The 22915-nt window shown below is 70.4% G+C and carries 27 protein-coding genes; 20 read left to right on the top strand and 7 right to left on the bottom strand.

Annotated elements, in window-relative coordinates:
• Window positions 1-61: 61 nt before the first annotated feature.
• The 3 genes from rpmF to mrf are packed head-to-tail and all read right to left on the bottom strand — an operon-like array spanning window position 62 to window position 1718.
• Window positions 62-220 carry a 50S ribosomal protein L32 gene (gene rpmF, locus ACFSZT_RS23525; RefSeq protein ID WP_377383932.1) on the bottom strand — a complete coding sequence of 53 codons (159 nt, stop codon included), beginning with the start codon at window positions 218-220 and terminating at the stop codon, window positions 62-64.
• A complete protein-coding gene (locus ACFSZT_RS23520; RefSeq protein ID WP_377383934.1) occupies window positions 220-477 on the bottom strand; it encodes a type B 50S ribosomal protein L31 in 258 nt (85 codons plus the stop codon). The genes rpmF and ACFSZT_RS23520 overlap by 1 nt, the downstream gene beginning before the upstream one ends.
• Window positions 474-1718, bottom strand: coding sequence for a ribosome hibernation factor-recruiting GTPase MRF (gene mrf / locus ACFSZT_RS23515; protein WP_377383937.1), 1245 nt, complete (start codon window positions 1716-1718; stop codon window positions 474-476). Before mrf ends, ACFSZT_RS23520 begins: the two co-directional genes overlap by 4 nt.
• A gap of 51 nt (window positions 1719-1769) precedes the next feature.
• Between mrf and rpmB the strand changes: the two genes are divergently transcribed.
• Genes rpmB through rpsR form a run of 4 tightly spaced genes read left to right on the top strand, consistent with a single transcriptional unit; the run spans window position 1770 to window position 2729 of the window.
• Window positions 1770-2006, top strand: coding sequence for a 50S ribosomal protein L28 (gene rpmB / locus ACFSZT_RS23510; RefSeq protein ID WP_377383940.1), 237 nt, complete (start codon window positions 1770-1772; stop codon window positions 2004-2006).
• Between the two features lie 3 nt (window positions 2007-2009).
• On the top strand, window positions 2010-2174 hold the full coding sequence (gene rpmG / locus ACFSZT_RS23505) for a 50S ribosomal protein L33 (protein ID WP_377383943.1): 165 nt from the start codon (window positions 2010-2012) through the stop codon (window positions 2172-2174).
• The gene (rpsN, locus tag ACFSZT_RS23500; RefSeq protein WP_377383945.1) at window positions 2174-2479 is read left to right on the top strand and encodes a 30S ribosomal protein S14; all 306 of its coding nucleotides are present in this window, start codon (window positions 2174-2176) and stop codon (window positions 2477-2479) included. The genes rpmG and rpsN overlap by 1 nt, the downstream gene beginning before the upstream one ends.
• 10 nt (window positions 2480-2489) lie before the next feature.
• A complete protein-coding gene (rpsR, locus tag ACFSZT_RS23495) occupies window positions 2490-2729 on the top strand; it encodes a 30S ribosomal protein S18 (protein WP_377383948.1) in 240 nt (79 codons plus the stop codon).
• A 221-nt stretch (window positions 2730-2950) separates the two neighbouring features.
• Here the strand turns inward: rpsR and ACFSZT_RS23490 are convergent, their stop codons facing one another.
• Complete coding sequence (locus tag ACFSZT_RS23490; protein WP_377478342.1) at window positions 2951-3355, bottom strand: hypothetical protein; 405 nt, start codon at window positions 3353-3355, stop codon at window positions 2951-2953.
• Window positions 3356-3371: 16 nt separating this feature from the next.
• Here ACFSZT_RS23490 and ACFSZT_RS23485 point away from each other — a divergent pair, with 16 nt between their 5' ends.
• Complete coding sequence (locus tag ACFSZT_RS23485; RefSeq protein ID WP_377383953.1) at window positions 3372-3623, top strand: HtaA domain-containing protein; 252 nt, start codon at window positions 3372-3374, stop codon at window positions 3621-3623.
• A 183-nt stretch (window positions 3624-3806) separates the two neighbouring features.
• Here the strand turns inward: ACFSZT_RS23485 and ACFSZT_RS23480 are convergent, their stop codons facing one another.
• A complete protein-coding gene (locus ACFSZT_RS23480) occupies window positions 3807-4613 on the bottom strand; it encodes a class I SAM-dependent methyltransferase (RefSeq protein ID WP_377383956.1) in 807 nt (268 codons plus the stop codon).
• Between the two features lie 681 nt (window positions 4614-5294).
• Between ACFSZT_RS23480 and ACFSZT_RS23475 the strand changes: the two genes are divergently transcribed.
• The 12 genes from ACFSZT_RS23475 (at window position 5295) to ACFSZT_RS23420 (ending at window position 18166) form a co-directional block, all read left to right on the top strand.
• The gene (locus tag ACFSZT_RS23475) at window positions 5295-6287 is read left to right on the top strand and encodes a substrate-binding domain-containing protein (RefSeq protein ID WP_377383959.1); all 993 of its coding nucleotides are present in this window, start codon (window positions 5295-5297) and stop codon (window positions 6285-6287) included.
• A 50-nt stretch (window positions 6288-6337) separates the two neighbouring features.
• The gene (locus ACFSZT_RS23470; protein WP_377383961.1) at window positions 6338-7849 is read left to right on the top strand and encodes a sugar ABC transporter ATP-binding protein; all 1512 of its coding nucleotides are present in this window, start codon (window positions 6338-6340) and stop codon (window positions 7847-7849) included.
• 22 nt (window positions 7850-7871) lie between these two features.
• Window positions 7872-8876, top strand: coding sequence for an ABC transporter permease (locus ACFSZT_RS23465; RefSeq protein WP_377383964.1), 1005 nt, complete (start codon window positions 7872-7874; stop codon window positions 8874-8876).
• Window positions 8876-9964 carry a zinc-dependent alcohol dehydrogenase family protein gene (locus ACFSZT_RS23460; RefSeq protein WP_377383966.1) on the top strand — a complete coding sequence of 363 codons (1089 nt, stop codon included), beginning with the start codon at window positions 8876-8878 and terminating at the stop codon, window positions 9962-9964. The genes ACFSZT_RS23465 and ACFSZT_RS23460 overlap by 1 nt, the downstream gene beginning before the upstream one ends.
• On the top strand, window positions 9961-10887 hold the full coding sequence (locus ACFSZT_RS23455) for a DUF4380 domain-containing protein (RefSeq protein WP_377383969.1): 927 nt from the start codon (window positions 9961-9963) through the stop codon (window positions 10885-10887). The genes ACFSZT_RS23460 and ACFSZT_RS23455 overlap by 4 nt, the downstream gene beginning before the upstream one ends.
• Window positions 10884-11624 (top strand): SDR family NAD(P)-dependent oxidoreductase, encoded by a 741-nt coding sequence (locus ACFSZT_RS23450; protein WP_377384189.1) that lies wholly within the window; start codon window positions 10884-10886, stop codon window positions 11622-11624. The genes ACFSZT_RS23455 and ACFSZT_RS23450 overlap by 4 nt, the downstream gene beginning before the upstream one ends.
• Window positions 11625-11655: 31 nt before the next feature.
• Window positions 11656-12384 carry a FadR/GntR family transcriptional regulator gene (locus ACFSZT_RS23445; RefSeq protein WP_377383972.1) on the top strand — a complete coding sequence of 243 codons (729 nt, stop codon included), beginning with the start codon at window positions 11656-11658 and terminating at the stop codon, window positions 12382-12384.
• Window positions 12381-13526 (top strand): galactonate dehydratase, encoded by a 1146-nt coding sequence (gene dgoD, locus ACFSZT_RS23440; RefSeq protein ID WP_377478340.1) that lies wholly within the window; start codon window positions 12381-12383, stop codon window positions 13524-13526. Before ACFSZT_RS23445 ends, dgoD begins: the two co-directional genes overlap by 4 nt.
• Before the next feature lie 17 nt (window positions 13527-13543).
• Window positions 13544-14164, top strand: a complete 621-nt coding sequence (locus ACFSZT_RS23435) for a bifunctional 4-hydroxy-2-oxoglutarate aldolase/2-dehydro-3-deoxy-phosphogluconate aldolase (protein ID WP_377383977.1) — start codon at window positions 13544-13546, stop codon at window positions 14162-14164.
• Window positions 14157-15071, top strand: coding sequence for a sugar kinase (locus ACFSZT_RS23430; RefSeq protein ID WP_377383980.1), 915 nt, complete (start codon window positions 14157-14159; stop codon window positions 15069-15071). Before ACFSZT_RS23435 ends, ACFSZT_RS23430 begins: the two co-directional genes overlap by 8 nt.
• Window positions 15068-15886 (top strand): SMP-30/gluconolactonase/LRE family protein, encoded by an 819-nt coding sequence (locus tag ACFSZT_RS23425; RefSeq protein ID WP_377383982.1) that lies wholly within the window; start codon window positions 15068-15070, stop codon window positions 15884-15886. Before ACFSZT_RS23430 ends, ACFSZT_RS23425 begins: the two co-directional genes overlap by 4 nt.
• A gap of 978 nt (window positions 15887-16864) precedes the next feature.
• Window positions 16865-18166, top strand: coding sequence for an MFS transporter (locus ACFSZT_RS23420; protein ID WP_377383985.1), 1302 nt, complete (start codon window positions 16865-16867; stop codon window positions 18164-18166).
• A gap of 56 nt (window positions 18167-18222) precedes the next feature.
• On the opposite strand, the gene pcaD is transcribed toward ACFSZT_RS23420, so the two are convergent.
• The gene (gene pcaD / locus ACFSZT_RS23415) at window positions 18223-18987 is read right to left on the bottom strand and encodes a 3-oxoadipate enol-lactonase (protein WP_377383988.1); all 765 of its coding nucleotides are present in this window, start codon (window positions 18985-18987) and stop codon (window positions 18223-18225) included.
• 11 nt (window positions 18988-18998) lie between these two features.
• Window positions 18999-20102 carry a zinc-binding dehydrogenase gene (locus tag ACFSZT_RS23410; protein WP_377383990.1) on the bottom strand — a complete coding sequence of 368 codons (1104 nt, stop codon included), beginning with the start codon at window positions 20100-20102 and terminating at the stop codon, window positions 18999-19001.
• Between the two features lie 206 nt (window positions 20103-20308).
• Between ACFSZT_RS23410 and ACFSZT_RS23405 the strand changes: the two genes are divergently transcribed.
• From ACFSZT_RS23405 to ACFSZT_RS23395, 3 genes are read left to right on the top strand one after another with little or no spacing between them, the layout of a single operon-like run.
• The gene (locus ACFSZT_RS23405) at window positions 20309-21550 is read left to right on the top strand and encodes an NAD(P)/FAD-dependent oxidoreductase (RefSeq protein ID WP_377383993.1); all 1242 of its coding nucleotides are present in this window, start codon (window positions 20309-20311) and stop codon (window positions 21548-21550) included.
• Window positions 21547-21741 (top strand): ferredoxin, encoded by a 195-nt coding sequence (locus ACFSZT_RS23400; protein ID WP_377383996.1) that lies wholly within the window; start codon window positions 21547-21549, stop codon window positions 21739-21741. Before ACFSZT_RS23405 ends, ACFSZT_RS23400 begins: the two co-directional genes overlap by 4 nt.
• 30 nt (window positions 21742-21771) lie before the next feature.
• Window positions 21772-22908 (top strand): amidohydrolase family protein, encoded by a 1137-nt coding sequence (locus ACFSZT_RS23395; protein ID WP_377383999.1) that lies wholly within the window; start codon window positions 21772-21774, stop codon window positions 22906-22908.
• The last annotated feature ends 7 nt before the right edge of the window (window positions 22909-22915 follow it).

Genomic DNA, 22915 nt, shown 5'->3' with positions numbered 1-22915 from the left:
CCGGTCCAGTCCGTCCTGGACCAGCGCGACCGTCGCATCCGGACAGTCCTGAACGCGGGATTCACTGTCCGTATCGGTGGTAGTAGGCGACGAGCCTGCGCGGCACGAGCCTGCGCTCGCCGTTGATGGTGATCGGCACGAGGTCGGGCGCTTTCGCCTTCCATTGGGAGCGGCGGGCGCGAGTGTTGGAACGGGACGTCTTCCGCTTGGGGACCGCCATTACCTCGCGCCTCCTCGCTGTCCGTAGCGCCGGTGGAACTTCTCGACCTGGCCGGCGGTGTCCATGATGCGGCGGGTGCCGGTCCAGAACGGGTGTGAGTAGGAGCTGATGTCGACGATGACGAGCGGGTAGGTGTTGCCGTCGGTCCAGTCGATGGTGCGGTCGGAGGTGACTGTCGAGCGGGTCAAAAACGCGTCTCCGGTGGAGCGGTCCTGGAACACCACGGGGTGGTAGTCGGGGTGGATACCCGGTTTCATTCGCCGGTCCTTCCGTTGTGGATGGTCGGTGCGGTGTCGGCGGATCCGGTGTCGCCGCACGGTTGCTCGTGCCACTCGCCGAAGGGATCCGGGTACCGGGCCCAGGCGGCGCGGCCGTCGGTGAGTTCGTCGTCGGTGAGCAGGGCGGCGCGCAGGGCGGCCTCGATGTGGTGCGGGTCCGCGTCGTGGGTGATCACCACGATCTCCTGGTGCCGGTCGCCGTAGCGGGGATCCCAGCGCAGCGACGCGAGCGTGCGTCGTTCGCTGGAGACGTCCTCCCACGCCGGCGCGTCGGGTGCGTCGAGCCAGGGGCCGAGGTGTCCGACGCCGAGCCCGCCGCCGGCGGATTCGATCCACAGTGCGACGTCGGGTCGGCTGGCGATCCACACCCGGCCACGGGTCCGGACGACACCGTCGAGCAGCGCGTTGATGGCCTCGTGCAATCGCTGTGGGTGGAACGGCCTGCGCGCGGAGAACGGGAGCACGGTGACCCCGCAGTCGGTGCGCAGCGGTGGCTGGCCGCGCAGCAGGGATCCGTGCGGGTCCTCGACCGTGCCGCGGCGGGCGTCGCGGGGGACGGCGTCGAGCAGCGTGTCCCGCCGTGTCGCGGGCAGCTCGAGGATGGGGGTGGTCGGTGCGACGCGCTGCAGCACGGCGCTGGTCTTGGCGGCCGTCCACGCGTCGGGCGGGCGGCCTGCGCGGACGAGCACGTCGGCGAACTCGACCTGGGCGAGGGCGACCTGGGCGACGGTGCGCTCGTCGTCGGCCGAGGCATGCAGTCCGCGCTCGGCCAGGGTCTCCTCGCCGATGGCGTCGTCGAGCCAGCGTCCGGCATCGAACACGGTCGCGACGGCCTCGATCTCGACGTCCTCGATAACCGGACGGTCCCCGACCAGCACGGACTGCAGGGCCACGCTGACCTGCTCGGGCTCCATCGCCGCGTCGAGCCGGAGCACGATCCGCTCCACGTCGGGCCTTTCGGCGAGCCGGCGCAGCAGCGGCAACAGATCCTCCCGCAGGGTGCAGGACACACACCCGTGGGCCGGTTCCAGCGTGGTGAGCGACTCGCCCGCACCGAGCCGCACGGTGCGCAGCACGACGCCGGAGGTGACCTGGCGCAGGTCGTGGTGGACGACGGCCGTGCCGGGGTCGGCTCCGCCGAGTGCGTCGGCGAGGTCCTGGTTCGGCCCGGGGGAGAGGCCGCTGATCAGGAGCAGGGGTGTTCGGTGCTTATCGGTCACGGTGCTGTAGCGTAGTTGACAATGAAAATCAGTACCAAATAGGGAGGGTTTGTGTCGGCTGTATGCCAGGTCACCGGCCGCAGGCCGGGGTACGGCAAGCAGGTGTCGCACTCCCACCGCCGCACGTCGCGGCGCTGGGAGCCGAACCTGCAGTCGCGCCGGTACTGGGTGCCCAGCGAGGGCCGCTGGGTGCGGCTGCGGGTGTCGGCGAAGGGGATGAAGACGATCGACAAGCGCGGCATCGACGCGGTGGTCGCCGAGCTGCGCGCCACGGGGGTGCTCCGCTGAGTCATGGCCCGCAACGATGTCCGGCCGATCATCAAGCTCCGGTCCACGGCCGGAACCGGCTACACGTATGTGACCAGGAAGAACCGCCGCAACGATCCCGACCGCATGGTGCTGCGCAAGTACGACCCGGTCGTCCGGCGGCACGTCGAGTTCCGCGAGGAGCGCTGATGGCCAAGAAGTCGAAGATCGCCCGCAACGAGCAGCGGAGGACGCTCGCCGCCCGCTACGCCGATCGCCGGGCCGCCCTCAAGGCGACCATCCGCTCGCCCCGGTCGACCCCCGAGGAGAAGGCGGCCGCCGTGTCGGCGCTGCAGGCGATGCCCCGCGACGCCAGCCGCACCCGCATCCGCAACCGCGACGCGGTCGACGGCCGGCCGCGCGGCTACTTCCGCGCGTTCGGCTTGTCCCGCATCCGGCTGCGCGAGATGGCCCACCGCGGGGAACTGCCCGGCGTCGCCAAGTCGAGCTGGTAGGGAGAGGCCGATGGTCAAGCGTGATCCGCGCCCCGGCAAGCGCAAGCGCAACCTGTTGCGTGCCAACGGGGTCGAGGAGGTCGACTGGAAAGACGTGGCACTGCTGCGTCAGTTCATCTCCGACCGCGGCAAGATTCGCGCCCGCCGCGTGACGGGCCTGACGCCGCGGGAGCAGAAGCAGGTCGCCACCGCGATCAAGAACGCACGCGAGATGGCCTTGCTTCCGTATCCCGCGTCGCGACGGGGGTAAGCCCGCGGCCGCGCGAGTGGCTGCGAGTTCGGTGCCGCCGACGCCTCACGGTGCCGCGCTCGCGCCCGCCGTGGCACAGAGGCTCCCGTCTCTCCAACAGACGACACGCCGCGGAAGCCAGGCGGACAAGGGAGGTCAGACGGTCTCCTTCACAAGATCGTCGGGGCCTGCGCCTTCTCATTTCCGTGTCGCTTGAATGAAGCCAACGTCATCCGGCCAGGTCAAGCGCTGATCTCGGCCTGGCGTTCGGGATTTTCCGCCGCGCCGCCGAGGAGCTCATCGAGCTGAATGCGGGCCTTGTGGAGGCGTTCGGCGTAGTCGTTGCGTTCCTGGGCCATCCGGTCCCGCTCCGCGCGCAGCGATTCGATGTCCGCGGCATTCTCCTGCTGCGAGTCCACCCCGCCGGCGCCGGCACCGCACAATTGCCGGATCAGCGCACGCGCCAGCTTGTCGTAGTCGATCCGGAGCATGCCGTGCTCCTGAACAATGGCCTCCTGCGCAGGCACCGTGACACCCCCTGGCAGCTCCGGTGCCGGCGTGGCCGCGAGCTGCGTGGCCCGGCTCGCCGAGATGCGGTACGTGCGCTTGCCCCGGATCTGCCGATCGATCTCGCCGTCCCGGTCCATGGCGGCGATCAACTGGATGAACGCGACGGTCGTGAACCACGCTGTCGCGGGCGGTCGGCGGTCCCGGCTCGTCACCTTCTCCGTCACCGGTCGGCGGACCGCTGACGGCGTCGAGCGGTGGGACGCGGCCGACGTTCGCCTGGCCGCCGAAGGCGTCGAGCATTTCGGTGATGTGTACCCGGCGGGTGAGCCGTTCGCACCGTTGACGTTCACGGTGCCCCGCGCCGGCACCGCGGTCGGTTCCCGAGGGCTCGCGGGAACGTTCTGAGGCCGATCACCACGAGGGCCGGACCGGATCGGGAGCACGTGGTACGACGGCGAACACCGGTTCGGGCGTGGTGATCCGCGGTTCCGGCCACGTCGACGCGACGGGGAGCTCGGTGCGACACTCCTCGAGCGCCGCCAGGACCATGACCCGCCGCGCGGCCGAGGCCGCCGGGCAGCACGAGGTTCAGGCGGGTCGGTGTCCGATACCCACGATGGTGCTGGCGTCGAGCGTGTCGCGGCCGTCGCGCGCGAGGGCGTCGAGGAAGCGCGAACGCACGCGGTGCAACGCGTCGTCGGGCAGACCCGCGACGAAGCCCCGCATGCTGGAGCCGAGGAGGAAGGTCCACCAGTCGTCGGGCTGCAGGGGCTGCGTGAATCGAGCGAGATGCACCGTGACGCCGTGGAGGCCGAGTGTGGAGAGCCACTCACGCAGCTTGTCGGGGGTGTCGATCCGTGCGGAGGGACCCGGATCGCGCGGTGCCTCGGCCAGTTCGGGACGTTCCGGCGCCGCGGCGGCGCGGCCGATCGGGACGAGGTCGGCCATGCCTCCGGCGAGCCAGGTGGTGACCGCGAAACGCCCGCCAGGACGGAGGAGGCCGATCAATCGGGCCGCCCCCGCGTCCATGTCCGGGAAGAAGAACACGCCATAACAGCACTGGACGAGGTCGTAGGGGCCGCCGTCCCAGGTGAGCACGTCGGCCTGGAGGAACCGAAGCTGCGGCACGGCGAGCGCCGCGGCTTCCCGTCGTCCTTCGGCGAGCAGGCCCTCGGCGACATCGACGGCGTCCACGGCGCCCGACGGGCCGACCGCGAGTGCGGCGGGGATCGCCGAGGCGCCGGCGCCGCAGCAGGCGTCGAGCACGTGCTCGCCGGGCATCGGCCGGGCGAGGCCGGTGGCGATTTCCCCGAGTGGCCGCCACAGCCGGGCCGACCACCGCGCGAACTCCTGGCGTGCCGCGGTGAACACGCCGCCGGCCTGGTCGGGATTCATTGCCCGTACCGCCGGGAGCAGGCAACAGGCCGCCGGGCGACGAGTGTGCGCCCGCGGTCGGCGGTGCCGGGCACGAGACCCGGTGCCGTCGCCGGGCACTGGCAGCGGCGCTTGCGCGTGGTGGCGGGGGACAACCTCTGCTCCGGAACGGCCATGATGTCGTGCCTCCTCGTTGTCGGTAGCGCCGGTGGAACCTCGGCCCGTCCTGCGGAATCCATGATGCGCCGAATCCCGGTCCGGCACGGAGCAAGGCGGTTCGCCGTCGCGCCACGGCATCGCCCGAGAGAACAGCACGCCGGTCGCCGGTCACCACGGCCTGCGCGTCGAGCCGGCGGGCAAATGCATTGGCCGAGCGGACGAGCAGGCGGCGTTGCGCGATGATCTGCAGTTCACCCGCGCCCGCGGTGGCCCGCGCCGCTGTTCGGTAGCGACCGGCACGGGGTGCAGGCGGACCTCGGGCTGGTATCGGCCGAGTCGCGCACGCCGCGTGTACGCCTGGTAGGTCGAAGCCGGGCGCAAATGCCCGATGCCGGCGTCCCCGGACAAGCGGTTCGTTGCCGCCCTCGATGACCCTACGTCATTAATTATTAATTAATCTTGACACAAGATCCACGGCGATCCAGACTGTGCGCACGGCGCCCGCTCCGGGGCAGCCGAATCGTGAGGCTCGAGGAGAACCAGATGGGCGCAACGAGGCGTCGTGGCCGGGCAGGTCTGGTGCTGGCGGCGGTGGTGCTGCTCGCCTTGGTGGCCGCCTGCGGCGGCAAGGTCGGGGAGAACGGCCGCTTCGGCGTCGTCTACATGGACGCACAGGGCTTCTACGCCGGAGTCCGCGTCGGCATGCAACAGGAGGCGGAGGCGCTCGGCCGCTCGCCGCAACTGCTCCAGCTCAACGCGCAGGGCGACGCCTCGAAGGAGAGCACGTTCATCGACCAGGTCAGCGCCGCGAAGGTCGACGCGCTGATCCTCTCGCCCGCCTCGGCCACGGCCTCGGTGCCCGCCATCGAGCTCGCGCACGAGAGCGGCATCCCGGTGATCTGCTACAACACGTGCATCGCCGAGGAAGCCGCCCGGCAGTACGTGTCCGCGTACGTGCTCGGCGACCCCGTGCGCTTCGGCAGCCTCCTCGGGGAGCGGGCAGCCGAGTACTTCCTCTCGGTCGGCAACCGGGAGCCGAAGATCGCTGTGGTGAACTGCGAGTTCGTCGAGGTCTGCATCGACCGGCGGCACGGCTTCGAACAGGCCCTGCACGCCAAGCTGCCCGGCGCGAAGATCGTCGCCAACCAGGAGGGCGCGACGATCGACGAGGCCGTGGACGTGGCCGAGCGCATCCTCACCGCCAACCCCGACCTGGACGCCTTCTACGGCGAGGCCGGCGGCGCGACGATGGGCGCCGTCCGCGCCGTGCAGGCCCGCGGCAAGGTCGGCCAGACCGTCGTGTTCGGCAGTGACATGTCCACCGAGGCCGCACAGGCGCTCGCCGCCGAGGACGTGCTCAAGGGCGTCGTGGACATCTCCGGCATCGCCGTCGGCAAGCTCGCGGCCCGCTCGGCCGACCAGGTCCGCACCGGCGAGCTGACCGACTACACCGTCGTGCCCGCGCCGATCGATCTCTACGCCACGCCCGAGGATGGCTCCGCCTGGCTGCGCGCGCACCCGGACGGTGTGCCGTGACCGACACCGCGCAGGTGCAAAACCCGAACCGGACGAGTGAAGGAGAAGCAGTGGCTGCCGATGTCGCCAGCGGCTCGACCGTGATCGTGGTCGACGGCGTCACCAAGCACTACCCGGGCGTGCGCGCGCTCACCGACGCCCACCTATCCATCCGCGCCGGGGAGGTCCGGGCGCTGCTCGGCCGCAACGGCGCCGGGAAGTCCACGCTCATCCGCGTGGTGTCCGGAGTGGAGCGTCCCGACACCGGAACCGTGGCCGTGGCGGGGGAGAAGCTCGGCGACGGCGGTGTGCGCCGGGCGGCGGAGCTCGGCATCAACACGGTGCACCAGGAGCTGAGCCTGGTGTCGGAGCTGAGCGTCGCCGAGAACCTCTACCTCGGCCGCTGGCCGCGCAAGGGCGGCGCCGTCGACTACGCCGGGATGCGGTCCGGTGCCGCCGAGGTCTTCGCGCGGCTGGGCCTCGACATCGATCCCGCCGCGCCCGTCGGCTCGCTGTCGCTGGCGAGCAGGCAGCTCGTCGAGATCTGCCGCGCCGTGCGAGAACAGCCTCGGCTGCTCATCCTCGACGAGCCCACCAGCGCGCTCGCCGCCGCCGAGGTGGACGTGGTGCTGGAGACCGTCACCCGCATCGCCTCGGCCGGGGTCGCCGTGCTCTACGTCAGCCACCGGCTCGAGGAGATCCGCCGCATCGCCCACAGCGCCACCGTGATGCGCGACGGGCGGATCGTCGACACCGTCGACGTCGGCGACGCCGACACGGCCACCATCATCTCGCTCATGCTCGGCGACACCGCGAAGGCCGCCGAGCGCCCGCCCGCACGCGACGTGGACCGCGACGGCACGCCACTGCTGTCGGTGCGCGGGCTGGCCGTGCCGCCGAAAGTGCTCGACGTGTCGTTCGACCTGCACGCCGGCGAGGTGCTCGGCATCGGCGGGCTCATGGGCTCCGGGCGCACGGAGGTGCTGCGCGCGCTCGCCGGGTTCGACCCCGCCCGCAGCGGCACGATCAGCGTCGACGGCACCGAGATCGCCCACCCCACCCCGGCGGTGATGAAGCGCCTCGGCGTCGGGATGACCCCCGAGGACCGCAAGGACGAGGGCGTCGTGCCGCTGCTCGGCGTGGACGAGAACCTCGTGCTCTCCAAGTTCTCCGCCGTCAGTTCCGGGCCCACCGTGCGGCCCGGCCTGGTGCGCAGGGCCGCCGAGCGGCTCATCGGGCGGCTGTCGATCGCCGCCGCCTCGGCGCGCACTCCGATCGTGAACCTCAGCGGCGGCAACCAGCAGAAGGCCGTGATCGGCCGCTGGCTCCACGCGGGCAGCCGCATCCTGCTGCTCGACGAGCCGACCCGCGGCGTCGACGTCCACGCCAAGGCCGAGATCTACCGCCTCGTGCGGGAGCTCGCCGAAGCCGGCGCCGCGATCGTCTTCGTCTCCGGCGAGCTGGAGGAACTGCCTCTCGTGTGCGACCGGGTACTGACCCTGCGGGACGGGCGCGTCGCCGCGGAGCTGACCGGGCGCGAGCTGACCACCGATTCCGTGCTTTCCGCCGCGATGGCGGCCTGACCCCTCGACCCAAGGAAGCACCATGACAACTACTCAGACCACGCCGCAGCAGCGTCGCGGCCGCGTGGGCAGGCCCTTCGCGGGCCGTTCGCTCAACGAGATCGGCCTGATCGCCGCGATCGTCGTGCTCTACGTCGTCCTCGGCAGCACGGCGGCCGGCTTCCTGAGCCTGGACAACCAGCTCGGCATGCTGCGCGACGCCGCCACCGTCGGCATCGCCGCGTGGGGCGTCACCCTCGTGATCATCGCGGGCGAGATCGACATCAGCATCGGCCCCGCCGTCGCGTTCTCCTCGGTGCTCGTCGCCAAGGGCGCCGCCGAATGGGGGCTCGGCATCCCGCTGGCCGTCCTGCTCACGCTCGTCGCGGGCGCCGCGTGGGGCGCGCTCGCAGGGTGGCTGCGGGCCCGGTTCGATGTGCCGTCGTTCATCGCCACGCTCGGCATCTGGAGCGCGCTCGGCGGTCTCGGTCTCTACCTCACCGACGCGCTTCCGGTGGTGCTGCCCGCGAGCGGCCTGATGGATACCCTCGGTGGCTCGATCCTCGGCATCCCGACGCCCGCGATCGTGATGGTGGTGCTGTTCTTCGTCTTCGCCTACGTCGCCCGCTACACCGGTTACGGCCGGTCCGTGTACGCCGTCGGCGGCAACGCGCCGGCCGCCCGGATGGCCGGCATCAACCTCTCCAGGGTGCGGGTGTTGCTGTTCGCCACCACCGGCCTGCTGTCGGCCATCACCGGTGTGCTGCTCGCCGCGCGCCTCGGTTCCGGCAACGGTGGCGCCGCGTCCGGCCTGGAGTTCGACGTGATCGCCGCCGTGGTGATCGGCGGCACCGCGCTCGCCGGCGGGCGCGGCACGATGCTGGGCACCCTGCTCGGTGTCGGTTTCATCACCGTGATCAGCAACGGGCTCGTGCTGCTCGGGGTGAACTCGTTCCTCCAGAACGTGGTGCGCGGTGTGATCATCGTGGCCGCCGTACTGGTCAACGTGGTCATCACCAAGCGGGCGCGCGCGACGAGGGAGACCTGATGAGCCTGAAGCACGACATGACCGGTGTGTACCTGCCGGGCGACTCCACCGCGGTCCTGCGCGAGCTGGCCGTGCCGGAGCCGGGGCCGGGACAGGTGCTGATCGAGGTCGGCGCATCGGGCATCTGCGGCTCCGACATCGGCTACATCTACCACGAGCACAAGGGACACCGCGGCGTCGACGGCCCCGCCTACCGCGGCGTGGTCGCCGGGCATGAGCCCTCGGGCCGGATCGTCGCGACCGGGCCGGCCTGCCGTCGCTTCGGCGCCGGCGACCGCGTGATCGTCTACCACATCGCCGGGTGCGGGCTGTGTGACAACTGCCGCCGCGGCTACTTCATCAGCTGCACCTCGCCCGAGCGCGAGTCCTACGGCTGGCAGCGCGACGGCGGTCATGCCCACTACCTCCTCGCCGAGGAGTCCACCTGCGTACCGCTTCCCGACGATCTGTCCTATGTGGATGGCGCGTTGATCGCGTGCGGATTCGGCACCGCCTACGAGGGCCTGCGCCGCATCGGAGTCAACGGCGACGGTGACCTGCTGGTGGTCGGCCTCGGGCCGGTGGGGCTGGCCGCGGGCATGATCGGCAAGGGCATGGGAGCCCGGCGCGTCGTCGGCGTCGAGGTGTCGCCGCAGCGCCGGGAGTGGGCCGACGGGCTCGGCGTGTTCGACGCGACCCTCGCCCCCGAACCGGACGCGGAGGCCACCGCGGGGCTCGTCGCCGACGCGCTCGGCGCACCGGGCGCGCTGACCGCCATCGATTGCTCCGGCTCTCGCGCGGGCCGGTCCACGGCCATCGCAGGCGCCGCCGAATGGGGTCGCGTCTCGCTCGTCGGCGAGGGCGGCACCTTGGAGACCGAGGTCTCGGACGCCCTCTTGCACAAGCAGCTCACGCTCTACGCCTCGTGGGTCACGTCGCTGCCCGCGATGGCGGAACTCGCCGTGAACCTCGCCCGCTGGGGCCTGCGTCCCGAGCGCATCGTCAGCGACCGGTTCCCGCTCGCCAAGGCGGACGAGGCGTACCGGCTCGCCGCCGGGGCCAGCAAGGGCAAGGTGGTACTCCTGCCCTGGGAGGAGCAGGACCGGTGATCACCTGGCAGGACGGCGACCCCCGCGTGGTGTGGCTCTCCAACGGAAGGCTGCGCCTCGGCATCGTGCCCTCGCTCGGCGGCAGGCTCCTGTCGCTGTCCGTTGAGGACGGACGGGAACTGTTGTGGCGCAACACCGAGCTGTTCACCGCCGACCTGCGTTTCCGGGACGGGCATGTGCACCGGCCGGTGTCGGGCAGCCTCGGCGACTGGGTCAACTACGGCGGCGACAAGACTTGGCCCGCCCCACAGGGCTGGGAGCGCGACGACCAGTGGGCAGGTCCGCCCGACCCGGTCCTCGACTCCGGCGCCTACACCGCCACCACCGAGGAACACGACGGTGCCGCGGCGGTGACGCTCACCAGCGGCGACGACCCGCGCACCGGTCTGCGGCTGACCCGGCGGTACGCACTGCGCCGCGACGAGGACACCTACCGGCTCACCCTCTCGGCACGCAACACCTCTGCCCGCGACGTGCGCTGGGCGCTCTGGAACGTCACGCAACTCGCCGCCGACGGCGACGGTGGCACGTACGTCGGGGGCGAGGAACGCGTGACGCGCCTGCTCGCCGGCACCGGCTACCCCGAGTGGGAGCAGCGCGGCGACGCGACGTTCGTGCCGCACCAGGACGTAGTGGGCAAGCTCGGCTTCCCCGCCGCGACCGGCTGGCTCTCCCACACCGCCGACGGCACCACCCTCACGCAGCGGTTCGCCGTAGACCCGGACGCCGAGTACCCGGACCAGGGTTCGCGCGTCGAGGTGTGGCTGGAACACCCGCTGCCCGAACCGCTCGCGGAGCTGGGTGAGCTGGACCCTCCCGCCCGCATCGTCGAATGCGAGGTGCTGGGTCCGCTCACCACCTTGCGGCCGGGCGAGGAGACGACGCTGACGATCGACGTGGAGGTGCGCACGTGTCCGGCCTGAGCGGCAAGGTCGCCGTCGTCACCGGTGGTGCGCAGGGGATCGGCGCGGCGACCGCCGAACGGCTCGCCGCCGACGGCGCCGCCGTCGCGGTGCTCGACGTCGCCGACACCCGGCCGGTGGTCGGCCGGATCACCGCCGCGGGCGGCACCGCGATCGGCGTGCCCGGCGACGTCACCTCCGAGACCGCGTGGGCACATGCCCTCGAGCGGTGCCACGCGGAACTCGGCCGGGTGGACGTGCTCGTGAGCAATGCCTACACCGTCGATGTGCGGCCCGCGCACGAGACCAGTGTGCAGTCGTGGGAACGGCAGCTGTCGGTGAACCTCACCGGTACGTTTCTCGGGTTCACCACATGCCTGCCCGATCTGTCCCGCAACCGCACCGGGTCCGTGGTGCTCACCTCGTCGGTGCACGCGCTCGTGGGGCTGCCCGGGCGGCCGGCCTACGCCGCCAGCAAGGCCGGGCTCACCGGGCTCGCCCGCCAGCTCGCCGTGGAGTACGGCACCGTGCTGCGGGTCAACTCGGTGCTGCCAGGGCCGGTGCTCACGGCGGCGTGGGACGGCATCGGTGAGGCCGATCGGCGCCTCTCCGCGGAGCAGACCGCCGTGAAAAGGTTGGGAGAACCGGCCGAGGTCGCGGCCGCCATCGCCTTTCTGGTCAGTGACGACGCCTCGTTCATCACCGGCGCCGCGCTGACCGTGGACGGCGGCTGGAGCGTGTACAAGACCTCGTCGTAACGGGGTGTCGAGCAAAGGGGAGGAGCGCCACATGAGCGGCTACAGCGGTCGCGGGGTGCACGGGCAGCTGGTCGCCGCGCTCGGTGCGCGCATCGTGTCGGGCGAGCTGGGCAGGGGAGACGTGATCGACCTCGCCGCGCTCGGCCGGGACCTGGACGTGAGCATGACCGCGCTGCGGGAGGCGATGAAGGTCCTCGCGGCCAAGGGACTCGTGGAGGCACGGCAGAAGCGCGGAACGTACGTGCGCGATCGGGAGCACTGGAACCTGCTCGATAGCGACGTGATCCGCTGGCGCAGCGAGGCCGGCGACACCGCCGCCGTGCTGCGCGACCTGGCCGAGGTGCGCTCCGTGGTGGAGCCCGCAGTCGCGTCGATGGCGGCACGGCGGCGCGACGAGCACGATCTCGCGGAGCTGGACGCCGCGCTCGAGGACATGCGGGGCGCCGTGGGCGCGGCGGCGCAGGTGGCGGCCGACCTGCGCTGGCACCGCGCCATGCTGCGCGCGACCCACAACGAGATGCTCGCCAGGATGGACGTGTTCATCGAACCCGCGCTGCGCCTCCGTGACGCGCTCGTGCACGAGAGCAGTTCCGACGACCCCGTGCCCAGCCACGCCGTCGTGGTGGAGGCGGTACGCGGGCAGGACCCGGCGGCGGCCGCGGCGGCGATGAGCTCGTTGCTGGAGAAGGCGGCCCAGGACGCCGCGGGCGTGCTCGGTGACAGCGGAGACGCCGAAGAGAAAGAGACAGTCCGCGAGTGAAGATCACCTCCGTAGAGACGTTTCTGGTGCCGCCGAGGTGGCTGTTCTGCCGGGTGGCCACCGACGAGGGCATCGTCGGCTGGGGCGAGCCCGTGGTGGAGGGCAGGGCCGAGACCGTCCGCGCCGCCGTCGACGAACTGGCCGACCTCCTCGTCGGCAAGGACCCCCTGCGCGTCGAGGACCTGTGGCAGCTGATGACCAAGGCCGCCTTCTACCGCGGCGGGCCGGTGCTCTCCAGCGCGGTCGCCGGACTCGACCAGGCACTGTGGGACATCCTCGGCAAGACGCTCGGCGTGCCCGTGCACCAGCTGCTCGGCGGTGCCGTGCGCGACGAGGTACGCGTCTACGGCTGGATCGGCGGCGACGAGCCATCGGCCGTCGCCGAGGCCGCCGCCGAGCAGGCCGAGAGCGGCCTCACCGCTGTGAAGATGAACGCCTCGGGCCGTGTCTCTCGCATGCCCGGCCGCAGCGAGGTCGACGGCGTGATCGCCAGGCTGGCGGCCGTGCGCGAGGTGCTCGGCGACTCGCGCGACGTGGCCGTGGACTTCCACGGCCGGTTCGGCGTCGCCGCCGCGCGCAGGGTGATTCCCGAGCTTGCGCCGCTGCACCCGTTGTTCGTGGAGGAACCGGTGCTGCCCGAGTACACGCACCGGCTCGGCGACATCGTGGCCGCCTCCACCGTGCCCCTCGCGTGCGGCGAGCGCCTGTACTCGCGCACCGACTTCCTGCCCGCCCTGCAGGCCGGGATCGCCGTGGCCCAGCCGGACCTCTCCCACGCCGGCGGAATATCGGAGGTGCGCCGGATCGCCTCGCTCGCCGAGACCTTCGACGCGCTCCTCGCGCCGCACTGTCCACTCGGGCCGATCGCGCTCGCCGCGAGCCTGCAGGTCGCCTTTGCGACGCCGAACTTCCTGATCCAGGAACAGAGTATCGGCATCCACTACAACACCGAGGCGGAGCTGCTCGACTACGTGCTCGACCGCGCGCCGTTCGGTTTCCCCAACGGCGCCATCCGACGCTGGGAGGCACCCGGGCTCGGCGTGGACATCGACGAGGACGCCGTCCGGGCCGCCGACGCGCGCGGGCACCGGTGGCGCCCGCCGGTGTGGCGGCATGACGACGGATCGTTCGCCGAGTGGTGACACGGAGAGGACACAGCATGGATCTGAACGAACTCCTGGCGCGCCACCGGCTGATGGCGATCATCCGGGGCAGCGACCCCGCGGCGTGCGAGCGCACGGCGGAAGTGCTGGTGGAATCCGGGGTGCGGCTGCTGGAGGTCTCGCTCACCTCGGCCGACGCCGCCGGGGTGCTGACCCGGATCTGCGCGAAGCTGGGCTCGGCGGCTCACATCGGCGCCGGCACGGTGCTCACCGAGAAGGACGCGAAGGCCGCCCGGGACGCGGGCGCGACCTTCGCGGTGACTCCCGCGCTCGGCGAAGGCGTCGGCGCGGCACTGGAACTGGGGATGCCCGTGCTGGCGGGTGCGATGACACCCACCGAGGTGCTCGCCGCACACCGCGCCGGGGCCACGGCGGTGAAACTGTTCCCCGCGGGCAGCCTCGGACCCGGCTACGTCAAGGCACTCGGCGACCCGTTCCCCGGGCTCGGCCTGGTGCCCGTCGGCGGGGTCGGCCTCGCCGACGTCCCCCAGTACCTCGAGGCGGGCGCGCTCGCGGTCGGCGTCGGCAGCCCGCTCGGCGGCGACGCCCCCCACGGCGGTGACCTTGACGCGCTGCGCGAGCGCGCCGCCCGGTTCGTGGCGGCCGCCGATGGCTGAGATCGTCACCCTCGGCGAGACGATGGTCTCGCTGCGCGCCGACGGACTCCTACGCCTGGGCACGTCGTTCCGCTCGTCGATCGCAGGCGCCGAGTCGAACGTCGCGATCGGACTCTCCAGGCTCGGGCATCCGGTGCGCTGGCTCGGCCGCGTCGGTGCCGACGAAGCGGGGGAGCTGGTGCTGCGTACCCTGCGGGCCGAGGGTGTCGACGTGTCTACAGTGGAACGAGACGGTACGGCGCCGACCGGGCTGATCCTGTTCGAACAGCGGTTACCCGACGTCACGCGCGTGCAGTATTACCGTTCCGGCGCGGCGGGTTCACGGTTGAGCGCGGCGGATGTCGTGCTCGGTGCGGACATCCGCCTGCTGCACCTCACCGGTATCACGCCCGCACTCGGCGACGGACCCCGTGCGGCCGTCGAACGGGCCGTGGCACTCGCCCGCGAACAGGGCGCCACCGTGTCGTTCGACGTCAACCACCGCGGCCGTCTGTGGTCCGCCGCCGACGCGGCACCCGTGCTCACCCCGCTCGCGCGGAGGGCCGACGTGGTGATCGGCTCCGCGAACGAACTGGACCTCGTGGGCGGCGTGAGCGCCTTGCTGGCCGCGGGTGTGCGCGAGGTCGTGACCAAGCTCGGTGCCGACGGCGCCGCGGTGACCACCGCCGACGGTGAACAGCGCGGGCCGGGCCACCAGGTGCCGGTGGTCGACTCGGTCGGCGCGGGCGACGCGTTCACCGCGGGCTACCTCTCCGCGCTGCTCGACGGGCTCGGCCTTGCCGAGCGGCTGGCGAGGGGCAACCGGGCGGGTGCGTTCGCCGTGGCCACGGCGGGAGACTGGGAAGGACTGCCCACACGGGCGGAACTGGAGTTGCTGGCGCTCGGAGAAGGAGCGGCGTTGCGATGAGCGGGAACCACACGGCATGGCCGGGGGAGCGCTTCGGACTCGGCGAGGGTTTACGGAGAGTCGGCGACCGGATGATCATGGTCGACATCCTGACCGGACGGCTGCTCGAGCTGCCTTCCGACGGCGAACCGCGGGTACTGCTCCAGCTGGACGTGCCGCTCGGCGCCGTCGCCCCACGGCCGGGCGGAGGCTGGATCGCAGCCGCGGGAACGGGAATCGCGGTGCTCGGCGACACCGGCGTCGGGCACTGGCTTGCCCGCCCCGAGGATGCAGCCGCGACACCGATGCGGATGAATGACGGCGTGGCCGATCCTTCCGGGCGGTTCTGGGCCGGGTCGATGGCCTACGACAACACACCGGGCGCCGGATCCCTGTATCGCGTCGATCCGGACGGGACGGTCACCCGCGTGCTCAGCGACCTCACCATCCCCAACGGTCCCGCGTTCGACGCGGAGGGCACCACGATGTACCTCGCCGACAGCGCACAGGGCGTGATCTATCGCTTCGCCGTTGACCCTGCCAGCGGGCGACTCGGGGCGCGTACCGAGTTCGTCACCGTCGAACACGGCAGTCCGGACGGCATGATGGTCGATGCGGAGGGGTTCCTGTGGTCGGCGATATGGGGGGCGGGGCACGTTCGCCGGTACACGCCCACAGGCTCGTTGGAGCGCATCGTCGAGGTCCCAGCCGAGCAGCCGACCAGCGTCTACGTCGATCGCGATCGACTCGTGGTCACCTCGGCGACCGTGGGCCTTGCCGAGCCAGGTGAATTCGATGGAGCGGTGCTGTCGGTTCCGCTCTCACCACAGCGGTGAGGGTGCCGTCGGAGGGCCTGTGATCGTCCAGCCCAAATGACGGCACCATGCCGGCGGTCAACGTGTTGCGACGATCCGCCGGGCGACGCTGATCGCGCGACGTCGTTTGTGTTCCCGATACTGAGGCCAATGCGGTCGGCGACGAGGAACCGCTCGGCATAATGAAGCGTTGGCCGACAAGCCTCTGATCCCGTTTCAAGAACATTTCTACCTGGTTGTGTCCATGAGCGGATCGTTGGTGGTCCGTGGTCCTTGCCGTCGTCGGACGCTGTCTGCGGTGGCTGCGGCGAGGCAGGAGCGACCGCCGAAGGAGGTGACATCCGCTGTCGCGTTGGCTCGTGGCAGCTTCGGGTGTTGCCAGGGGTCGGCCGGTGCCGGGCGGGAGAGCGCTCGCCGAGCACGGCCGCGACGTTCGCGGTGGCCGTCGACGAGTGGCTCCGGACGACTGACATCGAGCCGAGGAGGCGACTGGGGGGTTGGCTACACGCTCGCCGCGGAGTGTCCACAGTGCTCTGGCGGTGCCGAGCCGCCCTGCTCGCTGCGTTACGCGCGATTCCCGGCGGCGATCACGGCTCGTAGTGACCATCGGTACCAGCGGCGCCCTCTCGCTCGCGGCGGCCGGCGTCCCGCGCCGCGATGTGCACATGGGCCGCTCGCGCCGGGCACCCGAGCGCGAGCGGTGCAACCTTGACCTGGTTGTCACTGTGACTTAGGCTACGGTCCCTGATACATCACTGGTCGACAACAGGTCGGCAGAACTACCGCCAGTTAGTCCCGCTGCCCGATCGCAATGCAGGTCGCCGCCAGCAATGGTGCTGCGCTCGAACGGCCATCGGAACGTACCTGAACGTGCCCGACTTTCCGCAACATGTCGGAGGTATCGGTATGGCAGAGTCGCCCGCCGTCCCAGGACACACGAAGGGCTTACCCGTACCGCTCGACGCCGCGCAGGTTTCCGCGCGCCTCGAACGGCTTCCGATGACGAGGCATCAATGGCGCCTTTTCGCGATCATCGCCACGGCCTGGATGTTCGACTCGATGGACCTGGCGGCGTTGACCTTCATCCTCGGTCCCATCTCCGCGGAGTTCCAGCTGAGCGGCACAAGCGCCGGGGCGCTGGCGAGTGTCAGCTTCGCCGGAATGATCATCGGGGCGAGTCTGTCGGGGGTCCTCGGCGACCGCTTCGGACGGCGGCCGGTCTTCACGACGAGCATGATCGTGTGGGGGCTGGGCAGCCTCGGTGCGGCCCTGTCCCAGGACGTGGCCTTCCTGATGGTGTGCCGGTTCGTCATCGGCCTCGGCATGGGTGCGGAGTTCCCCGTGGCACAGGCGATGCTCAGCGAGTTCGTGCCGGCGCACAGCCGAGGGAAGCTGGTGGGCTGGCTCGAGGGGTTCTGGCCGATCGGGTTCATCACGTGCGGGGTGCTGGCACTGGTGATCGTGCCCGCATTCGGCTGGCGGTCGATCTTCTTCGTCATGGCCGGGTGCTCGTTGTTCGCGCTGATCGTCCGTCGTGGCGTGCCCGAGTCGCCGCGGTGGTTCGCGGCGACGAGGCGGTTCGACCAGGCGGAGGAGACGCTGGCCGAGTTCGAGCGGCGGGTGGAGCAATCCAGTGGCCGTCGCCTTCCCGATCCGGCGCCGGTTACTCAGTCGCGGTCCGGCGGCTCGGGCAAGTTCGCGATCGCCGAGCTGTTCAGTGCCAAGTACCGCCGGCGCACCATCATGATGTGGGCGGTGTGGTTCTGCACTCTGCTCGGCTATTACGGCATCACCACGTGGATGGGCAAGCTGCTGGCCGATTCCGGGATGACGACCGCGAAGTCCATCGGGTACGTGGTGCTCATGGCATTGTGGGGAATTCCGGGGTTCTTGCTGGCTTCCGTTCTGCTGGAACGACTGGGCCGTAAGCCCGTCATCTCCGGATTCATCCTGCTGAGCGCGGTCTCGGCCTACTTCTACGGCGGTGCTTCGTCGTCCGCGGAGCTGCTGATCATCGGTTCGATCATGCAGTTCTTCTTCTTCGGTATGTGGTCGGCTCTCTACGCCTACACCCCGGAGGTCTTCTCCAATCGGGCGCGCGCGACGGGATGCGGAACCTCGTCGGCGCTGGGTAGGGCCGGTGCGCTGGTCGGTCCGCTCATCGTGCCGGTGGTGCTGGAGGCCTTCGGCGAGGGAACGGCCTTCATCGTGCCGGCGGCCTTCTTCGTGTTGGGCGGCCTGATCGTGCTCGTGCTCGGGCCCGAGACCAAGAACAAGGTCCTCGAAGACGTCTCCGGCTAGCGGCGCTGGACTGGCCGAGGGCCGGGGCCTGAATGGTCCCGGCCCTCGGCCAGACGTCAGCGGAGCAGGTGCCGGAGGAGGGCGTGGTCGGCCGCCGCGGGAGCCTCCATGGTCGCCAGGTGCGCTGCGTCGAGGATTTCCAGCCGCGCGTCGGGAATACGGTCGGCCAGCGTTGTCGCGTCCGGCTCCGGCGGTGTGGCGATGTCATGCTCACCGGCGAGCACGAGCGTGGGTGCCGTGATCGCCGGTAACCGCTCGAGGTGATCCCACTCCGCGATGGCGTCGCAGCAGTTGCGGTACGCGTCGTCGGAGGTGGTGGCGACCCAGCTTCGGGCGCGCGCGACCTCGGCCGGATGGTGGCGGGCCCAGCGCTCGGTGAACCACCGCCGGACGATCTCCGGCGCCAGCGGCCGCGTGCCCTCCCGCGCGACGCGTTCGGCCCTTTCCCGCCAGACCGAGGTGTCGGCCAGGCGAGCGGATGTGCAGCAGAGGACGAGCGCGTCGAGGCGCTCGGGCTGCTGGGTTGCGATGGCCATGCCGATCATCGCGCCCATGGAAAGGCCGCACCAGGCGAAGCGTTCGATGCCCAGCGCGTCCAGCGTCGCGAGTGCATCCTCCGCCAGATCCTCGATGTGGTAAGGGCCCGGGGGAGCAGGCGACCGGCCGTGACCACGGTGGTTGAGCCGCACGACCCGGAACCTGGCGGCCAAGGCGGGCACGTTCGGTGCCCACATGTCGATGGTGCTGCCGACGGAGCCGGAAAGCACGAGCGGGGGAGCGTCGTCCGGGCCGTGGACGTCATGTTGCAACAGAACCGGCACCGCAGGACCCCTTACTCGAAGACCACCACGGTGCGGATGGCCTGCCGTTGCCTGAGCAGGTCGAAACCTTCGTTGATCCGCTCGAGCGGAATACGCCCAGTGACAAGGGTATCGAGTTTGAGCCGTCCGTCCAGGTACTGACGGCACAGCGCGGGAAAGTCGCGGCTCGGCCGAGCGTTGCCATAGCTGTTGCGCCGGATGCGTTTCTCCTGCATCAGGGCGCCCCAGCGGAAGGTCACGTCCTCGTCGACACCCAGCTTGCCCAACCAGATGATCTCGCCACCCGGCCGGCACGCCTCGGTCGAGAGCCGGAAAGCCGAAAGGCTGCCCGCGGACTCGACCACGCAGTCGACGCCCGTGCCGCCGGTCAGCCGGCGGGCGAGGGCGAGCGCGTCGTGCCGGCGAGAGTTGATCACGTGGGTGGCGCCGTACTCCAGCGCCAGATCCAGTTTCGGGTCGTGCCGGTCCACAGCGATCACGGTGCTCGCACCGGCGAGCCGCGCCGCCTGCACGGCCGCGAGGCCGACAGCGCCGCAACCGATCACCATCGCCGAGTCACCCGGCCGGATTCCGGAGACGTTGGTGACCGCCCCATGGCCGGTCATCACTCCACAGCCGAGCAGGCAGGCCCGATCGAGCGGCATCTCCGCGGGGATCGTGACCGCGCAGCCCGCGGTCACCACCGCGTATTCGGCGAAGGCCGCCATGAAGAACATGGTGTGGACGGCGCCGGTGGCGCAGCGCAGCCGCGTCTGCCCGGTGAAGTCGACGGCCTGCGGGCCCAGCGCCAGATAACGCGCGCACAGGATCGCCTCACCGCGCTCGCATGCGGGGCAGGTGCCGCAGTGCGGATTCCACGACAGCACGACCTTCTCACCGATACGCGCCGGATCGACGCCGTCCCCGACCTCCGCGATCGTTCCCGCGCCCTCGTGGCCCAGCGTGATCGGCATCGGGTACGCGAGTTGGCCCTCGATCACCTCGAGGTCGGTGTGGCAGATGCCTGCCGCGCCCATCCGGACCAGCACGCTGTCCGGCGGCACCCGGTCAATCTCGACGGATTCGATGGTCAGCTTCTCTCCGGGTGCGGCCAGCACCGCTGCTCGGAACGCCACGTTGCTCTCCTCAGACCGATCGGGAGGCACTGCCTGGCCCACGCGCCTTCCGGGAGGCTGTCGTTGACAGCGACTTCAGTGTGATCTAGCGTACAGATTGATATATGAGTTGTCGAATGTCAGTCGGCATAACGTGGCGCGGGTCGGGGGATGGTCGTGTCCCTCTTCGGAGCCGGCCGGTCGACGCGAAAGAAGGTGCTCGAGCCATGTCGCACCCAGAGCCAAATCCTTCTGCCTCGTGGGATTCCGGTGCCGTGGACGAGGTCCGGCGTGTCGTGGTGGTAGGGGGTGGCCCGGCCGCGCACCGCTGCGCCACCGAGCTCCGCAGGATCGGCTTCGACGGTGCGGTCACGATGGTGAGCGCCGAGCCGATCCCTCCGTACGACCGCACGTTGCTGTCCAAGGGAAACCTCGTCGGCGAGCACGCGGACGTCGCCGCTCTGGCTTCGCCGGGTGTGTACGAGGAAGTGGGCGTCGAGCTGCGATTGGGGGCCGAGGCGCTCGCGCTGGATCCGCGTGCTCGTACCGTGACGCTCGCCGGTGGATCGAGCATCGGCTACGACCGTGTGGTGCTGGCGGTCGGCGGCGGACCCGTCCTTCCTCGGGCGCTGGCCGCTCCGGGGGTGCTCACCATGCGCACCGCAGCCGACGTCGCACCGGTCCGGGACGCGCTGGAACGGAGCAGGCACGTCGTCGTGATCGGCGGCGGGTTCGTCGGAGGGGAGATCGCCGCGGCGGCGACAGCTTTCGGGTGCGGTGTCACGCTGGTCGAAGCGAGCGAGGTGCCGCTCGGGCCCGTGCTCGGCCCGGAAGTCGGAAGTCTGGTCGCCAATCTGCACGCGTCACGCGGCGTCGCGCTGCGGTGCGGGGTGCAGGCCGAGGGCGTGGTGGAAGCGGCCGGTGGCTACGAGGTCGAACTGAGTGATGGCTCGACCCTCACCTGCGACAGCGTAGTGGTCGGCGTCGGCATGCGGCCGGCCGTCGACTGGCTGCGGTCCAGTGGGATCGAACTCGACCGTGCGATCGTCACGGATTCGGCATGCCGGACCTCGCTTCCCGGCGTGTTCGCCGCCGGCGACTGCGCCCAATGGTGGAGCCCGCGATATCAAACCCACTGCCACATCGAGCATTGGGACACGGCAGGCAAGCACGGAGCGGCCGCCGCGCGCAGCGTCCTCGGGCAGGACGTGACGTTCGACCCGGTGCCCTTCTTCTGGTCGGACCACTACGACGTGAAGTACCAGTGGGCCGGATACGCGCCCGTCTGGGACACGGTCGAGATCGGCGGAACGGGTCCCACCGACTTCGTCGCCAGGTACGCCAACGAGGGCAGGACGGTGGGCGTCTTCGGGGCCGGCAGGCCGAAGGAGTTCGGGCGGTTGCGCAAGCAGCTGCTCGAGGGCGCCCACGTGCCGGCAAACGACGACAAGGAGGTTGTCACGTCATGACGGTCCACGTGTCGATCGACCGCGATCTGTGCATCGGATCGGGCAACTGTGTGCACCTGTCACACGGCGCCATCGAGCTGGACGACTACGACGTCGCCGAGGTCCGTGACGTCGGTGCGGCCACCATCGAACAACTGCGGATGGCGCAGCGATCCTGTCCGACCGCCGCCATCGGGCTCGACGAATCCTGACCGCCGTTCTCTCGAGGAGGCACTCCCACCATGACCCAGGTCGCGCCGAAACACCTGCAGACGAGCAATACGTTGGAGAATGTGCTCATCGTGGACACCGATGTCCACGTGCACGAGTCACCGGGCGAGCTCGCCCCGTACTGCGACATGCCGTGGCGGGTGGCGCTGGAGAACATCGCCGACCGCCCCGAGACCTATCTCGACATCCCCAGCTTCTCGCCCGGTGTCTCCGATGGCAGCTATCAGGCCAAGTTCCCGACCGCCCACGAGGGCGCTCGAATGGTCTGGACCAAAGAGCAGATGAGGACCGAGCTGAACCAGCTCGACGTCGACCTGGGTCTGTTGTTCCCGGACCACCTTCTCAAACTGCCCGTGCTGACCCAGACCGAGTACGCGGCGGCCATCGCCAGGGCCTACAACCGCTGGCTGGTCGAGAAGTGGACGTCGCAGAAGGACGGACTGCTCGGCCTCATCGTGGCGTGCACGCACGACCCGGAGGACGCGGCGCGCGAGATCGCCAAGTACGCCGACCACCCGGACATCGTCGGCGTCTATCTGCCCTGCGCCGGCCTGGATCCCTTATGGGGCAACCGGAAGTACCACCCGATCTTCGAGGCCGCGCAGCATTACGAGCTGCCGGTGCTGTTGCACAGCGTCACGGTCACGCACCCGGTCTTTCCGTTCAACAACCACGGTTTCGACACCGAGCTGGCACGCCACACCACCAGTCACACGTTCTCCATCATGGTCAACCTGGTGGACATGATCACCCGCGGCATCTTCGTCCGGTACCCGCGCCTGAAGGTGGGTGTGTCCGAGGCGGGCATCTCGTGGATGCCGTGGCTGATGCTGCGGATGGACAAGGAATACCTCGAGCGGCGCCGGGACGTCCCGTTTCTGAAGGAGAAGCCGAGCCACTACCTCAAGCAGGTCCACGTCTGCACCCAGCCGATCGAGGAGCCGGACGACCTCGCCGATCTGGTGAAGGTGATGGAGCTCTACCAGGGCGAGAACACCACCATGTTCGCCTCCGACTGGCCGCACCACGACTTCGACCACCCGATGAAGTTCGCTCAGGTTCCCTTCACCGAGGAGGTGTTGCGAAAGGTGATGGGGGAGAACGCCTGTCGCTTCCTCAACATCGACGCCACCGGCCGGAAGCTTTGAGAGAGGA

Source organism: Prauserella oleivorans (genome assembly GCF_042685745.1).
Taxonomy (GTDB): Bacteria; Actinomycetota; Actinomycetes; order Mycobacteriales; family Pseudonocardiaceae; genus Prauserella_A; species Prauserella_A oleivorans.
The sequence above is the reverse complement of the archived record's forward strand: the minus strand, read 5'-3'. Positions and strand labels throughout refer to the sequence as shown.

Bases quoted from the DNA above. Each gene is read 5' to 3' on its own strand.
- ACFSZT_RS23405 (WP_377383993.1), top strand. From the start codon at position 20,309: ATGTCGCACCCAGAGCCAAATCCTTCTGCCTCGTGGGATTCCGGTGCC.
- ACFSZT_RS23475 (WP_377383959.1), top strand. From the start codon at position 5,295: ATGGGCGCAACGAGGCGTCGTGGCCGGGCAGGTCTGGTGCTGGCGGCG.
- ACFSZT_RS23485 (WP_377383953.1), top strand. From the start codon at position 3,372: ATGAACGCGACGGTCGTGAACCACGCTGTCGCGGGCGGTCGGCGGTCC.
- rpsR (WP_377383948.1), top strand. From the start codon at position 2,490: ATGGTCAAGCGTGATCCGCGCCCCGGCAAGCGCAAGCGCAACCTGTTG.
- rpsN (WP_377383945.1), top strand. From the start codon at position 2,174: ATGGCCAAGAAGTCGAAGATCGCCCGCAACGAGCAGCGGAGGACGCTC.
- ACFSZT_RS23460 (WP_377383966.1), top strand. From the start codon at position 8,876: ATGAGCCTGAAGCACGACATGACCGGTGTGTACCTGCCGGGCGACTCC.
- ACFSZT_RS23445 (WP_377383972.1), top strand. From the start codon at position 11,656: ATGAGCGGCTACAGCGGTCGCGGGGTGCACGGGCAGCTGGTCGCCGCG.
- ACFSZT_RS23465 (WP_377383964.1), top strand. From the start codon at position 7,872: ATGACAACTACTCAGACCACGCCGCAGCAGCGTCGCGGCCGCGTGGGC.
- ACFSZT_RS23420 (WP_377383985.1), top strand. From the start codon at position 16,865: ATGACGAGGCATCAATGGCGCCTTTTCGCGATCATCGCCACGGCCTGG.
- rpmF (WP_377383932.1), bottom strand. From the start codon at position 220: ATGGCGGTCCCCAAGCGGAAGACGTCCCGTTCCAACACTCGCGCCCGC.
- ACFSZT_RS23430 (WP_377383980.1), top strand. From the start codon at position 14,157: ATGGCTGAGATCGTCACCCTCGGCGAGACGATGGTCTCGCTGCGCGCC.
- rpmG (WP_377383943.1), top strand. From the start codon at position 2,010: ATGGCCCGCAACGATGTCCGGCCGATCATCAAGCTCCGGTCCACGGCC.
- ACFSZT_RS23395 (WP_377383999.1), top strand. From the start codon at position 21,772: ATGACCCAGGTCGCGCCGAAACACCTGCAGACGAGCAATACGTTGGAG.
- ACFSZT_RS23520 (WP_377383934.1), bottom strand. From the start codon at position 477: ATGAAACCGGGTATCCACCCCGACTACCACCCCGTGGTGTTCCAGGAC.
- ACFSZT_RS23490 (WP_377478342.1), bottom strand. From the start codon at position 3,355: ATGGACCGGGACGGCGAGATCGATCGGCAGATCCGGGGCAAGCGCACG.
- ACFSZT_RS23400 (WP_377383996.1), top strand. From the start codon at position 21,547: ATGACGGTCCACGTGTCGATCGACCGCGATCTGTGCATCGGATCGGGC.
- ACFSZT_RS23480 (WP_377383956.1), bottom strand. From the start codon at position 4,613: ATGAATCCCGACCAGGCCGGCGGCGTGTTCACCGCGGCACGCCAGGAG.
- ACFSZT_RS23425 (WP_377383982.1), top strand. From the start codon at position 15,068: ATGAGCGGGAACCACACGGCATGGCCGGGGGAGCGCTTCGGACTCGGC.
- ACFSZT_RS23435 (WP_377383977.1), top strand. From the start codon at position 13,544: ATGGATCTGAACGAACTCCTGGCGCGCCACCGGCTGATGGCGATCATC.